This window comes from Francisella marina (assembly GCF_008369785.1).
Classification (GTDB): domain Bacteria; phylum Pseudomonadota; class Gammaproteobacteria; order Francisellales; family Francisellaceae; genus Francisella; species Francisella salimarina.
This window is the reverse complement of the sequence record NZ_CP043552.1, coordinates 144,307-158,553: the sequence shown is the minus strand read 5'-3', so window position 1 is coordinate 158,553 and position 14,247 is coordinate 144,307. Positions and strand designations below refer to the sequence as shown.

Genomic DNA, 14,247 nt, shown 5'->3' with positions numbered 1-14,247 from the left:
CACTCTTTAGAGACCGCACTAAGCCTAAGCAAGAACCAAACACTTACGTAGCAATACTATCCAAACAACATCTATCAAATTTTGATAAGGACTATCAATATATGATAAATTAGCAACTCTAATTTTAATATATAATATGTCCACAAAATTCCAAACATGAAATATTACATTCTTTTGAGGAGATTACTAAATATGAAAAAAATTATCATAAGCTCAATATTAGCATCACTGGCACTACCAGTAGCATCACTAGCAAACACATCGCTCAAAGAAGGCGAAGTTGCTTATCACAACACATTCCCCTTCAGCAAATCAGCAACTTACGATATTTTTACTACAAATACTGAATACGCAAATACTGTAATAATGTCTAATACCATTGCTGGTGTTATGTACGGATATTTAATTAAACAAAAATATCCTGACATAAAATTCAACAAAGATTACTTATATGGCTCATTAATCGGGCAACTAATGCAAGAGTCAGACATGACGACCCAGATTAACAAAGATTTTAAACCAAATGATTCTGATCAGTTAATCCAGAACGAAACTTATGCCAATATTCTTTTATCAAAAGGACAAGGTGGTCCTTATCAAATCAACGACTATTCAAAAAGGTTACCGGGAGTAGGACAAGAAGGATCACTTGGTCTAGTAAACTACAACTCTATTGCAAAGGTTCTAGGCTACTCTATCGAAGATCAGGATAGCGGTAAGCAAACTGACAGCCAAGGACCTAAAGCTTTAGACAATATATATGCAGGACCAATGATTACGACATTCTATCATTTCAATGATATCAACAGGATGAATGTTAATGCTTCTAATGACTGGTTTGTGTATCACCAACAATGGAAAGACTGTTTAGCTAACTCTCAAAAAAGTGATGCTAGTGGCTTAAACTTCCCATTTGTTATGAATGTTGTATACAATGCTGGTTCATACAGTCCAGTACTTAAAACATACCTAGATATTTGTGCAAACGGGTCTACAGATTCAAAAGAATACAAAAATATGAACAACTGGATGTTAGACACAATCACTTATCAAACTAAAGTAGGTGCTGAAAAGCCTAATGATGGTGAAGCAACATACTATCGCTACCCTAGACAAGTATCTTTCTATATTAATCAGATATTTAATAACAACAATGCAAAGCTAGAAAAAACTGAACTTCAAGTCAACAATGAAGTAATATTCAAAATTGAAAGGCTTAAAGCAGTATTTGGAATGGTAATGCACAAACTATCCTATAGAAATAGCAATGATGAACTTCAATATATTAATATTTCAGATGCTAATACAGCTTTTGATCAAGCCATAAAGCAACTAAAAATAACAGAAACTGAACTAAGCTTCTCAAATACTCCTAAGACAAAAAATCAACAGAGACTAGTAATCTATAAAATCATCAACAAAGCCATTGCCAATTTAGCAAAAAATGACAACATAGATTTCACAGCAATATATGACAAGCAGCTCGGTCCTGGACCACAACCCGGCCCAACACCAAAGCCACAGTATAAGTATCCTGATGGTATTGGTGAATATGTAGCTGGTACAGTTGTTAGCGCAGGTGATAGCACATACCAGTGTAAAGTTGCAAACTGGTGTAACGATTCCACATATTCTCCAGTGGGTGATTACTCTGACTCAGCATGGCAAAATCTAAATCCTCAACCAACTCCTCCAGCTCCAGAAGGTGACTGGGATCCTAAGAAAACATATGTTGAAGGTGATTTTGCAAAAGTGAATGGAATAAATTACAAATCTAATTTTTGGAATAAAAATAAAAATCCAGAAGATAATAACTGTGAGTACGGTTGCCCTTGGACAAAACAGTAACTTTAAAACTCAAAATATCTCTTAAACATAAAACGCTTTAACACCCAAATAACTTTCATTACTAGCAACACACAGCACTAAAATGATATACTTTGGGAAAGCTTATTAGCAAATAAACTTAAATTTAAGGGAAATGACTTTTATGAAAAAGATACTAGTAGCATTAACAGCTATAATAACCCTAATATCATACGGATTTTGCGACGATGTAAAACAAAAATGTAAAATCGAATCATGCGAACTTAGCATAACTCATGCAGAAGTAAAAGAAACCAAAGGCAATAATACAGCTATAAAAATGCACATTAAGAATAGCGGTAATGAAACTGTTGATATTATCGCAGCATATTCGCCAGTGGACACCCAAACACAACTTCACCATTTTGTAACAGTCGGCAATAAACGTGTAATGAAGCAAATCAAGACAATTGAAATATATCCTCATAATAGTGTTGATCTGTCATATCAAGAGTTACATGTAATGCTAATAGGCCTTAAACAAAAAATCACAAAAGGTCAAAAAATACCTGTAATGCTAATCTTAGAAGATGGTAGCACACTTTCAACAACCGCAATAGTCGACTAATTTTCCCCTTATAATTTCCAGTCTACAGGATTGAGACCTTTTGAAGTCAAATATTGATTAGCTTTCACAAAATGATTACAACCTTCAAATCCTCTATATACAGATAGAGGCGATGGATGTGATGATTCAAGAATTAAGTGCTTAGTATCATCAATAAGATTTTTTTTCTTACGAGCATGTGAGCCCCACAGCATAAACACAACATTTGGCTTATTGTTAGATATCTTTTGAATTACAGCATCTGTAAAAATCTCCCAACCAATATCTTTATGTGAATTAGCCTTATGAGCTTCTACCGTAAGTGTCGTGTTTAGCAGAAATACTCCTTGCTTCGCCCAATTTATCAGACAACCATGCTCAGGAATCTTAAATTCTGTGATACTGCGCTCTAATTCTTTGTAAATATTACGTAGTGATGGTGGAACATCAATTCCTTTCTGCACAGAAAAAGCAAGTCCATGGGCTTGATTATAATTATGATAAGGATCCTGTCCCAAAATCACGACCTTTAAATCATCTAGCTCGGTATACTTAAAAGCACTAAATACATTTTCTTTTGTAGGAAAAATAATTTTACCAACAGATGTTTCACTAGCCAAAAACTCTAATATTTTCTTAAAATAAGGTTTCTGCTTTTCTTCTGCTAAGATATCTGACCAATTCACTTTTTATATTCTATAAATTCTATAACTTATAAAATTATAACAAAATGAAAATACAGTAAGATAAAAATATAAGATTAATATTTAATTAGAGAGGTTTATTTTTTCTTCTTTTGAGGAGGAAGATCTGTTGCAGTACCTTCAAACACTTCCGTAGCCATCATCAAGCTCTCAGACAGAGTTGGATGTGGATGTACTGTAAGAGCTATATCTTCAGCATCACAGCCCATTTCAATAGCAAGAGCAGCTTCAGAAATAAGCTCACCAGCATTAGTACCAACGATAGAAGCACCGATAATCTTATGATTCTCATCAAATAGAACCTTAGTCATACCCTCTGATCTATCGATACTTAGAGATCTACCACTAGCAGCCCAAGGGAATACACCTTTCTCATACTTGATACCTTTTGCTTTTGCAGAAGTCTCTGTCTCACCAACCCAAGCAACTTCAGGGTCAGTATAAGCAACTGAAGGAATTACTAACGGATCAAAACTATGGTTCAGACCAGAAATAACTTCTGCAGCTGTTCTCCCTTCCGGCACTGCTTTATGAGCAAGCATAGGCTGACCAACAATGTCTCCGATTGCGTAGATATGTGGTACATTTGTACGAAGCTGTTTATCCACTGCAATGAAGCCTCTTTCATCAACATTTACACCAGCTTTCTCAGCATCGATAAGCTTACCGTTAGGCTTACGACCTATAGCCATAAGAACCCTATCATAACGCTCATCTTTTGCTGGATGATCACCTTCCATAGTTACATAGATACCATCTTTTTTAGCTTCCATAGCTGTAACACCTGTTTTCAAGCGAACATCATACTGACTATTCACTTTTTGGTATGCTTTAACCAAGTCCTTATCCACACCATTCATAAGTTGATCAGCAAATTCCACTACAGTGATCTTTGTACCAAGTTCAGAGTAAACTTGCGCCATCTCAAGACCGATGATACCACCACCTACTACTAGCATAGTCTCTGGAATTTCCTTCATCTCTAGAGCACCAGTAGAGTCAATGATTCTGTCATCTTTAGGCACAAATGGTAAATTAATTACACTTGACCCTGCTGCAATAATACAATTATCAAAGGCAATCTTAGTAACCTTACCATCCGCAGCTTCTACAGCCAGCTCTTTATCAGAAGTAAATTTACCATAACCCTGTACGATTTTTACTTTACGCATCTGAGCCATGCCTTTTAGACCACCAGTAAGCTTACCGATCACACCATCTTTATATTTCAATAGATTTTCTCTATTAATATTAAGACCACCCATCTCGATTATACCTAGAGACTCTAAGTGGCGAGCTTCATTGATAACTTTAGCAATATGCAACATAGCTTTTGAAGGGATACACCCAACATTTAGACACACACCTCCAATCTCAGCGTATCTCTCAACCAAAACCACTTCTAGACCTAAATCTGCAGCCCTAAATGCCGCACTATACCCACCAGGACCACTACCTAGCACTACTAATTGTGTTTTAATATCACTCATTTTAAAACTCCGTATTTACATTATGATTTCACGTAAATCAGATAAAATCTGACTATATCTTGTCAAGAACTTAGCAGCTAGTGCACCATCAATAACCCTATGATCTGCTGACATAGATAGTGGCAACATAGTTCTAGGTTCAAATTCTTTACCATTCCAAATTGGCTTAACAGCTGTCTTAGATACACCCATAATAGCAACTTCAGGCATATTTATAATTGGTGTAAATGCTGTAGTACCTAACACGCCGATACTTGAAATAGTAAATGTAGCACCAGACATATCTTTAGATCCCAATTTACCATCACGAGCCTTACCAGCTAGCTCCATAATATCTTTTGATATTTCTATAATACCTTTCTTATCAGCATCCTTGATAACTGGAACCATAAGACCTGCTGGAGTATCTGCAGCAAAACCAATATTGTAGTATTTCTTCAATATTAAATTCTCACCATCATTTGATAATGAGCTGTTCATTCTTGGGAACTCTTGTAGAGCTACAGCAGCAGCTTTTACCAAGAATGATAATGGAGTAATCTTAACACCCATTTTCTCAGCAAAACCTTTTTTAGCTTTTCTAAACTCTTCAAGATCTGTAACATCCGCATCATCGTAGAAAGTTACATGAGGGATTTTTACCCAGTTTCTATGCAAGTTTTTCGCACTGATTTTATTGATGCGAGTTAGAGGCTGAGTTTCAATCTCACCAAATTTAGAGAAATCAACAACTGGATCATCTAAAAGATCCAAACCACTTCCACTTGCAGCAACTTTACCAGTCTGGACCTGTGTTACAGCATGCTTGATATAATTATAACAGTCTTCTTTCGTTACACGACCCTTACGACCAGTTGCTTTGACCTTACTTAAATCAACATTCAAGATTCTGGCTAGTTTTCTAACCGCTGGTGAAGCGTGAGCATTAGAGTTATCTACCGCATACTCATTTACGCCACTTTGCGCTACTGGTGCAGGAGCTGGTTTTGCCGATTCTTGCTTAGGCGCTTCAGATTTAGCCGCTTGACTAGGAGCTGCAGCAGGAGCTGAACCTTGTGTTTTGACTCTAAGAATTAGAGTACCTTGAGCAACCTTATCACCTACTTTTGTGATAACTTCTGTAACTTCTCCAGCCACAGGAGATGGAACTTCCATACTAGCTTTGTCTGTCTCTAAAGTGATTAAAGAGTCTTCCTCTTCCACCTTATCACCAACAGCTACAGCCACTTCAATCACATCAACACTATCATAATCACCGATATCTGGAACTTCAACATCTACAATCTGTCCTGATGCTGACGCAGGCGCTTCTTGTGGAGCCTGTTCTTGAGCAGGTTCTGAATTAGATGCATTAGCAACCTTAAGTATTAGATCACCCTCACCGACTTTATCGCCAACTTTAACTACTATTTCAGTAATCTTACCAGCAGCAGATGATGGTACTTCCATACTAGCTTTATCTGTTTCTAAAGTAATTAAAGAGTCTTCTTCAGCAATCTCATCACCAACTTTAACAGCTATCTCAATAATTTCAGCAGCATCATAGTCACCAATATCTGGGACTTTGACATCTACAGTTTGTGAAGATTGTTGGCTTACAGGCGCTGCAGGTGCAGCTGCTTCTTGCTTAGGCTTTTCTGCTGACGCTTGACCTTCAACTTCGACTTCCATAATTGCCGAACCCTCAGCCACCTTATCACCAACCTTGACAGTTAGTTTAACAATTTTTCCAGCTACTGGAGACGGAACTTCCATACTAGCCTTATCAGTCTCTAATGTAATCAAAGAATCTTCTTCGGCGATAACATCACCCTCTGCGACATTAACTTCGATCACATCAACACTATCATAATCCCCAATATCAGGAACTTTAACTATCTCTATAGACATTAATATCTCCTCAATTAGCTATATAATGGAGCTACACGCTCTGGGTCTATATTGTATTTTTTAATTGCTTCTTTAACTTCGCTAGCTTTAACTTTACCATCAAGTGATAAAGCATATAAAGATGCAACAACCACGTGATATCTATCAACCTCAAAGAAGCTCCTTAGAGCTTCGCGAGTATCAGATCTACCAAAACCATCAGTACCTAAGTTAACATAAGTCTGTGGTATAAATTCTCTTAGCTGATCTGTGTATAGCTTGATATAATCAGTAGAAGCGATCACAGGACCTTGCTCATTCTTCAAGCATTTCTCAATATAACTTTCTTTTCTCTCAGCATCTGGATGAAGCATATTTTCTCTTGCTACTTTTTTAGCTTCTCTATGAAGTTCATTAGCAGAAGTCATACTCCATACATTTGAAGTAATACCATACTCATCTTTCAGCATCTTAGCAGCTGCTTCAACTTCTCTCAATATAGAGCCTGAGCCTAGCAACTGTACATGCTTATCAGCTGGCTTAGTATCTTCAAGCTTATATAAGCCCTTAATAATACCTTCTTCACAACCTTCTGGCATAGCTCTGTGAGAATAATTCTCATTCATCACAGTGATATAGTAGTAAACATGCTCACCTCTAACATACATTCTATTCATCCCTTCGCCAAGAATCACAGCTAACTCATAAGCATAAGTAGGGTCATAAGAGATACAGTTAGGAATAAGACCTGCTTGGATATGGCTATGACCATCTTCGTGTTGCAGACCTTCACCATTTAGAGTTGTACGACCAGATGTACCACCAATCACAAAACCTTTTGCCATAGAGTCACCAGCTGCCCATGCCAAATCTCCAAATCTTTGGAAACCAAACATAGAATAATAAATCATGAAAGGAATCATAGGAACTTTGTGTACACTGTATGAGGTAGCAGCAGCTATCCATGAACAGAACCCACCTTGCTCATTAATACCTTCCTGAAGTATTTGGCCATCTACAGCCTCTTTGTAGAACATCACTTGTTTTTTGTCTTCTGGTACATATTGTTGACCCTTAGGGTTATAAATACCTAATTGTCTAAATAGGCCTTCCATACCAAAAGTACGAGACTCATCAACAGTAATCGGTACAATATGCTTACCTAATTTTTTATCTTTTGCTAAGTGAGATAATATTCTCACAAATGCAGTAGTAGTAGAGAACTCTCTATCACCGCTATCATCTAATAAGTTTTTAGCAAAATCTTGAAGGCTCGGAATTTCTAAAGCTTCATTATTTTCCAATCTCTTAGGAATATAACCACCTAGATCCTTTCTCTTAGAGTGAAGATACTTCATCTCCGGAGAATCTTCAGGCAATGATACAAGCTTGTAATTTTCAACATCATCTTTTGTTGCAGGAACGTCAAATCTATTCTTGATATGCTCAAGAGCATCTGTATCAAGTTTTTTAACATTATGAGCAATATTCTTAGACTCACCCCACTCTCCTAAGCCATAACCTTTAACAGTCATAGGTAAGATAAGCGTTGGTTTACCATTTGATTGCTCAACAGCTTTTTTATATGCCGCATATATCTTGACAGGATCATGTCCGCCTCGACGCAATGCCTGGATATCATCGTCTGTCATATCCTTAGCCAAGGCTTCAAGATCTTCGTCACCACTAAATACTACTCGACGACACTCAGCACCACCATGAGCTTTGATTGTATGGAATTGACCATCATTTAGTTCACTCAACCTTTGAGCAAGCTTTTTGCCACCTTTTTGATCTTGTAGCAACCTATCCCAATCACTACTCCACAATACTTTGATAACATTCCAGCCAGCGCCAGCAAATACATCTGCCAACTCTTCAACAATATTACCATTACCGTTCACAAGACCATCTAATCTTTGTAAGTTACAGTTAACTACAAAAATTAAGTTATCTAAACCTTCGCGCCCTGCTCTAGTGATAGAACCAATTGACTCCGGCTCATCCATCTCACCATCGCCACAGAATGCCCAAACACGACGATCAGAAGTTTCAGCCAAACCTCTAGCCTCAAGATACTTCATAAATCTAGCCTGATAAATAGCTTGCAGTGGACCCAGACCCATTGATACTGTCGGGAACTGCCAATACGTAGGCTGTAAATATGGGTGCGGATAAGAAGAAACAGCATTCTCTTTATCAAAAGCTTGTCTTCTAAAATTCTCTAGCTGCTGTTTAGTAATTCTACCTTCCAGATACGAACGAGCATATACGATTGGAGAAAGATGTCCTTGGTAGAAAATCAAATCACCAGCATGATTCTCATTTGGAGCTTTCCAAAAATGATTGAAACCAACTTCATATAAAGTCATAGCACCAGCACCAGTACCAATATGACCTCCAATAGAACCCTCTCTCTTGTTAGCGGATGCAACTATTACAGCAGAGTTCCATCTATTGATAGCTTCGATTCTTTGCTCAATTTCCATATCACCAGGATAACTTGGTTGCTCAGAAACATCTATAGAGTTTATATATCTCTTAACTTTTGCTGTTGAGTAAGCACTCTCTATACCAAGTTCAGCACCCTTACTAAGTAATTGTTCAAATAAAAACTTAGCTCTATCAGCACCCTCTCTTTTAATGACATCTTCAAAAGCCTCAAGCCACTCTTGGGTTTCTAAAACATCAATATCTTTAGTGAAATCCGACATCCTTTATCCTCCGAATTAATCGAATATTAACGAAAATAAAACTTAACCACTCGATTATAAGTTAATCTATAAATAACATCAACCATATAACAGAACAGTTGGGTGTTTAATAGCTGCCCCTTACAGATACAGAACTCCAAAAACTCGTAGTCAACCTTTTAACTTATCTAATATTTACTTCAAACCTTTCGATTTTAAAGCAGAAAATCGATATTATCCTCATTATCAAACGAATCTAATACATAATCAAAATTGACAGAAAAGCCAATCACCTTAAATACTTCTGCAAGCTTGTCATTGAGTAGAAGTTCTTTAATATCATTAGCATATCTTAATTGATCTTTGGAATTAAGGTTCTTAAAGACATCTTCAAAAACATCAACAACACTAGCTCTTTTTAAAAAGTTTGCTTGTGTCATATAACCATCAAGTTGAAAACCGCTCTCCACAGCTGCCTCAGCAACAGCTGTAAAGTCAACATGCGCAGTAATATCTTGTTGTCCTATATTTATAAATGGATCAAAATTAACTTTATGCTGATAGTAACAAGCCAAAGTCCCCATACTTCTTTCTTTTGAATAGTATAAATCTCTGTGATAGCCATAATCACATAAGAACACCATCCCTATATCTAAAGTAGCGCACAAAGATTTGACCCATGGACGTATCCAAGTATTAATTTCACTCACATAACCATCCTCAAAAATCACTCCATCACTTTCAATCTTATTTAGTTCATAGTTAAACCGAGCATCATTTTTGGGTACATCAACAAGTTCAAATTTACCATTAACAAAATCCACACCTTGCTGTATTAATTGACTATCGTGGACTCTAAAAATATCCACTGGCATTGCATCTAAAACCTCATTGGCAAAAATTACAGCTTTAAGCTTATATTGAGGAAGCTCTGCAAGCCACTCAAATCTGTCATATAGTTCTGGAATATTTTTCTTTATGCTCTCTTGTTGCACGGACTTCAAGTCATTACTTAACTCGATTATTATATATTTTTGAGGCATAACTCCTAAATCACTAAGCTCTCGCATACAGTCAGTAGCAAATTTACCATTACCAGCACCAAACTCTATAATATTGGAATCGCTACCCAATTCAGACAGAACTAATGCAAATTGTCTTGCCAGTGTACGCGCAAATAAAGATGTTTGAGATGTTGCAGTGATAAAATCTCCAGATGAAGATATTTTTTCTTTCGAACCCGAATAATAACCAAGCTCAGGATAATATAAAGCCAGCTGCATAAAATCTCTAAATAAAAATGGATTGCTGCTAGACTTTATTTTTTTTAGAATTATATTTTCAATAGACACAAAATCATAATTATTTTCAGTAAAAATATAGTTATTTTAAGTTTAAAATAGATTTTAATCAAAAAAATGTATGACTTTCTTAGAAAAAAATATTAAAATCTGTGCTCAAATAATTTTTTTATAATGAAGGCGTAGATGAGCGTGATACAAACTTATCCAATTGGTATAACTGGTGGTATAGCTAGTGGCAAATCAACAGCAACAAAAATTTTAAAAGAAAAAATGAATTTAAATGTTGTATGTGCAGACACAATAAGCAGAGAAATTACCAAAAAACCTTCTGTAATTAAAAAAATAGCCGAAAAATTTGGCAATGATATTGTAATGAATAAGCAAATAAACAGAGCTATGCTCAGAGCAATTATTACAGAATCCAAAGAAGCTAAAAAATGGCTAGAAGATTATCTTCACCCTGTTATTAACAGAGAAATCAAGAAACAAGTAAAAGAATCCGATACTGTTATGACTATTGTCGACATCCCTCTACTTGGTCCATATAACTTTCGTCACTACGATTACTTGAAAAATGTAATTGTAATTAAGGCCGATCTTGAAACCAGAATCAGAAGACTAATGGAACGTGATGGCAAAAGCAGACAACAAGCGGTTGCTTTCATTAATCTACAGATATCTGATAATGAAAGAGAAAAAATTGCTAACTTCGTAATAGACAATACTAGCCTGAGCGATCAAGAGTTAGAAGATAAATTAATTGAGACAATTAATAACATCACAAACTTGACTAACTAATATTTTTTGCATATAATATGCTTCAACTTTTGCACCCATAGCTCAACTGGATAGAGTACTCGGCTACGAACCGAGCGGTTAGGGGTTCGAATCCCTTTGGGTGTGCCATAGTTTCAAGCGGGAATAGCTCAGTGGTAGAGCACAACCTTGCCAAGGTTGGGGTCGCGAGTTCGAGCCTCGTTTCCCGCTCCATTTTTTCTCTACACGCTTTCAACTTGTTATATTTTTTTTATAGAAGCTTTATCTAATTCTTTCCAATATTGACTATGTATTAATGTTTATTTTTTTAAATACTATGAAACAAAGGTATCAAGCTCTAGCAAACATGCATAACAGCTATGCATTATTGTCTATATAAAAATAGATATCCTCGTAATTATAATTGTGATGTATAAAGCTTTTTTTAATATACATAACAAAAGGGAAAGATCACAATGATAAAAAAAACATTTATAACAAGCTTACTTATAGCATCATCAGCTATAGCTTTCGCTAGTACTTCTACTCCTGCAGCTGCTAGTTCCGCAAACTCTAATGATAGAGTAATGGCTGGGTATTTAGATATTACCGCTATGGGATCTGCTGATAGTGTAGATTTATCTCAAGTTGCTAAAGATGGTTACAACGAGGCTGTTATAGCATTTGCAACAATAGATGCAAATAATAATATATCGTTTAAAAGTGACTATGAAGCTCTTGCAGCTAAAAAAATCCAAGAAGCAAAAGATGCCGGATTAAAAGTTGTAGTATCAGTTGGTGGACAAAGTAATGTTAATACTTATAACCCCAATGGTTCTGATGCTAAAGGACTTGCTCAAAATATAGTTAACTTCCTAAATAAATATGGATTAGATGGTATCGATTTTGATATTGAAATACCAGAAACAGCAACAAACAATGGTACATACCTAAAAGATGTAATTACAAATATAAAAGATATCGATAGTTCAAAGTTAGTAGTAATAGCTCCTCAGATTAATAATGATAAACTAGTCTCAACCGGTAATGATGAATTTTATGCTCCATTATTTAATGCCACCAATAAAGTCTTAAACTTAATTGATTATATATATGTACAGAACTACAACACTGCACCTGAGCAAAATCCTGATTTTATTCAAGATGCATACACACTTACTAAAGATTATATTGGAGCGAAAACAGCTAAAATAGTTATAGGCTATCCTACAGCTGCTCAGGGTGGCGGAGCTGCTACAGTATACTTCCCTCATTTTGATGGTGGTAAAACTCCTCCAGAGTCTTCGGCCTTACAAACTTATGATGCTATGAAGTCAGTATATGATAATCTAGGAAACATTCCTAAAGATACTAAATTCGCTGGTTTTATGGGTTGGTCTTTAAATGTTGATTATGACCCAGAAGCATACAACATAGGTTCGATCAAATATCCGGCTCACGGCATAGGAGACTTTGGTTACTACATGTCTCCTTGTGCTTTAGATAGTAACAAATGTGATAAGATTCCTAATGAAAGAGAACTTCCTAAAGAAGCAACTGTTTTAGTACATAATAACAGCCCAGCGACAGGTTTTGATGGCATAACCTTCTCAGGTCCTGAAGGTACCGTATATACACAAGGCTATATAGCTCCAACTACTGATAAGAGACCGGGTACTGCTTCTGCTAAAGCTCCTATTGGAACAAGTATAACTGTATCACCAAAAATAACATGGTATGAAGAGTCAGGTAAAGCTCCTGTAACTTGCCCTACAAAAATGGATACGACTAAATATACTCGTGCTGAAATATATGTAGCTGAGCAAAATGGAACTTATATTGCTAACTGTGAGTATGGTAACTAAAAAATTTATTCTTAAATCTGTTTCTATTATATTTCATCAGTTTTAATGCCTTTAGTTTAGTTAACTTTATTTTATAGCGATAGAGTAAATAAACTTCTTATATGATAAAATTAACAGATTATTATACCAAGTAATTAAATATCTATAATGTCTAAAAAAATAGTTCTTACAGGCATAACTCCTTCTGGCACACCACATCTAGGAAATTATATAGGCGCCATTAAGCCTGCAATAGAAATGTCTCAAAGTGATGAATACAATTGTATGTATTTCATAGCTGATCAACACTCATTAATAAAGCTTTGGGATAAAAAACTACGCCAACAATATATATATGAAATAGCTTCTTCATGGTTAGCTCTAGGACTTGATCCTACAAAAGCTTCTTTTTATCGTCAATCAGACATACCCGAAATAATGGAGCTAACATGGATTATCAGTACAACTACTGCTAAAGGCTTATTGAATCGTGCTCATGCATACAAAGCATTGGTAGACCAAAATATTCAAGAAGAAAATGCTGATCCTGATAAAGGCATAACTATGGGGCTGTTTAACTACCCTGTACTTATGGCTGCAGATATTATGATGTTTGATGCAGATTTAGTTCCAGTAGGAAAAGATCAAATCCAACATATAGAAATAGCCCGTGATATTGCAAATAGATTTAACCATATATACAAAAAACAAATATTAAAAGCACCTCAAGCTCTAACGAATGAAGACAGTCAAACAATACTTGGTTTAGATGGTCGCAAAATGTCAAAGAGTTATGATAATACCATACCTATATTCTCCACAGAGAAAAAGCTTAGAAAACAGGTTATGAAAATCATCACAAACTCCCAAACACCTGAAGAAAGAAAGGATCCAAAAAACTGTACTGTCTTTGCAATATATAAAAGTATCGCTAACACAGCTGAAGTCTCTTCTCTAGAAGAAAAATATTTAGCTGGTGGGTTAGGTTGGGGAGATGCCAAACAAATACTCTTTGAAAAAATAAATGAATATTTGACAGACGCTAGAGAGAAATATGATTACTATATCAATAACTCAAAAGTTGTAGATGATATTCTCAATCAAGGAGCAGAGAAAATGCGTCCTTTAGCTATGAGTAAACTTAGAGAAATTAAAGATTTAATAGGAATGTAAA

10 protein-coding genes and 2 tRNA genes are annotated in these 14,247 nt (G+C 35.8%); 7 read left to right on the top strand and 5 right to left on the bottom strand.

Going from position 1 to position 14,247, the window contains the following annotated elements:
* Positions 1–192: 192 nt before the first annotated feature.
* A complete protein-coding gene (locus F0R75_RS00870; protein ID WP_149368683.1) occupies positions 193–1,848 on the top strand; it encodes a chitin-binding protein in 1,656 nt (551 codons plus the stop codon).
* A gap of 142 nt (positions 1,849–1,990) precedes the next feature.
* On the top strand, positions 1,991–2,434 hold the full coding sequence (locus F0R75_RS00865; protein ID WP_013922554.1) for a copper chaperone PCu(A)C: 444 nt from the start codon (positions 1,991–1,993) through the stop codon (positions 2,432–2,434).
* An 8-nt stretch (positions 2,435–2,442) separates the two neighbouring features.
* On the opposite strand, the gene ung is transcribed toward F0R75_RS00865, so the two are convergent.
* The 5 genes from ung to F0R75_RS00840 form a co-directional block, all read right to left on the bottom strand.
* Positions 2,443–3,099 (bottom strand): uracil-DNA glycosylase, encoded by a 657-nt coding sequence (gene ung / locus F0R75_RS00860; protein ID WP_149368684.1) that lies wholly within the window; start codon positions 3,097–3,099, stop codon positions 2,443–2,445.
* A 95-nt stretch (positions 3,100–3,194) separates the two neighbouring features.
* On the bottom strand, positions 3,195–4,607 hold the full coding sequence (gene lpdA, locus F0R75_RS00855; RefSeq protein ID WP_149368685.1) for a dihydrolipoyl dehydrogenase: 1,413 nt from the start codon (positions 4,605–4,607) through the stop codon (positions 3,195–3,197).
* A gap of 15 nt (positions 4,608–4,622) precedes the next feature.
* Positions 4,623–6,497 (bottom strand): pyruvate dehydrogenase complex dihydrolipoyllysine-residue acetyltransferase, encoded by a 1,875-nt coding sequence (gene aceF / locus F0R75_RS00850; RefSeq protein WP_149368686.1) that lies wholly within the window; start codon positions 6,495–6,497, stop codon positions 4,623–4,625.
* Positions 6,498–6,511: 14 nt separating this feature from the next.
* Positions 6,512–9,190: a pyruvate dehydrogenase (acetyl-transferring), homodimeric type gene (aceE, locus tag F0R75_RS00845; RefSeq protein WP_149368687.1), complete on the bottom strand. Its 2,679-nt coding sequence runs from the start codon at positions 9,188–9,190 to the stop codon at positions 6,512–6,514.
* Between the two features lie 194 nt (positions 9,191–9,384).
* The gene (locus tag F0R75_RS00840) at positions 9,385–10,521 is read right to left on the bottom strand and encodes a class I SAM-dependent methyltransferase (protein ID WP_149377172.1); all 1,137 of its coding nucleotides are present in this window, start codon (positions 10,519–10,521) and stop codon (positions 9,385–9,387) included.
* A gap of 135 nt (positions 10,522–10,656) precedes the next feature.
* Between F0R75_RS00840 and coaE the strand changes: the two genes are divergently transcribed.
* The 5 genes from coaE (at position 10,657) to trpS (ending at position 14,246) form a co-directional block, all read left to right on the top strand.
* Positions 10,657–11,271, top strand: coding sequence for a dephospho-CoA kinase (coaE, locus tag F0R75_RS00835; protein WP_149368689.1), 615 nt, complete (start codon positions 10,657–10,659; stop codon positions 11,269–11,271).
* Positions 11,272–11,302: 31 nt separating this feature from the next.
* Positions 11,303–11,379, top strand: a tRNA-Arg gene (locus F0R75_RS00830).
* A 9-nt stretch (positions 11,380–11,388) separates the two neighbouring features.
* Positions 11,389–11,463: transfer RNA gene (locus tag F0R75_RS00825), tRNA-Gly, on the top strand.
* A gap of 242 nt (positions 11,464–11,705) precedes the next feature.
* Positions 11,706–13,094 (top strand): glycoside hydrolase family 18 protein, encoded by a 1,389-nt coding sequence (locus F0R75_RS00820; RefSeq protein WP_246145961.1) that lies wholly within the window; start codon positions 11,706–11,708, stop codon positions 13,092–13,094.
* 147 nt (positions 13,095–13,241) lie between these two features.
* On the top strand, positions 13,242–14,246 hold the full coding sequence (gene trpS, locus F0R75_RS00815) for a tryptophan--tRNA ligase (RefSeq protein WP_149368690.1): 1,005 nt from the start codon (positions 13,242–13,244) through the stop codon (positions 14,244–14,246).
* The last annotated feature ends 1 nt before the right edge of the window (position 14,247 follow it).

Coding starts and splice junctions, on each gene's coding strand:
- F0R75_RS00870 (WP_149368683.1), top strand. CDS start 193: ATGAAAAAAATTATCATAAGCTCAATATTAGCATCACTGGCACTACCA.
- F0R75_RS00865 (WP_013922554.1), top strand. CDS start 1,991: ATGAAAAAGATACTAGTAGCATTAACAGCTATAATAACCCTAATATCA.
- lpdA (WP_149368685.1), bottom strand. CDS start 4,607: ATGAGTGATATTAAAACACAATTAGTAGTGCTAGGTAGTGGTCCTGGT.
- aceF (WP_149368686.1), bottom strand. CDS start 6,497: ATGTCTATAGAGATAGTTAAAGTTCCTGATATTGGGGATTATGATAGT.
- aceE (WP_149368687.1), bottom strand. CDS start 9,190: ATGTCGGATTTCACTAAAGATATTGATGTTTTAGAAACCCAAGAGTGG.
- coaE (WP_149368689.1), top strand. CDS start 10,657: ATGAGCGTGATACAAACTTATCCAATTGGTATAACTGGTGGTATAGCT.
- F0R75_RS00820 (WP_246145961.1), top strand. CDS start 11,706: ATGATAAAAAAAACATTTATAACAAGCTTACTTATAGCATCATCAGCT.
- trpS (WP_149368690.1), top strand. CDS start 13,242: ATGTCTAAAAAAATAGTTCTTACAGGCATAACTCCTTCTGGCACACCA.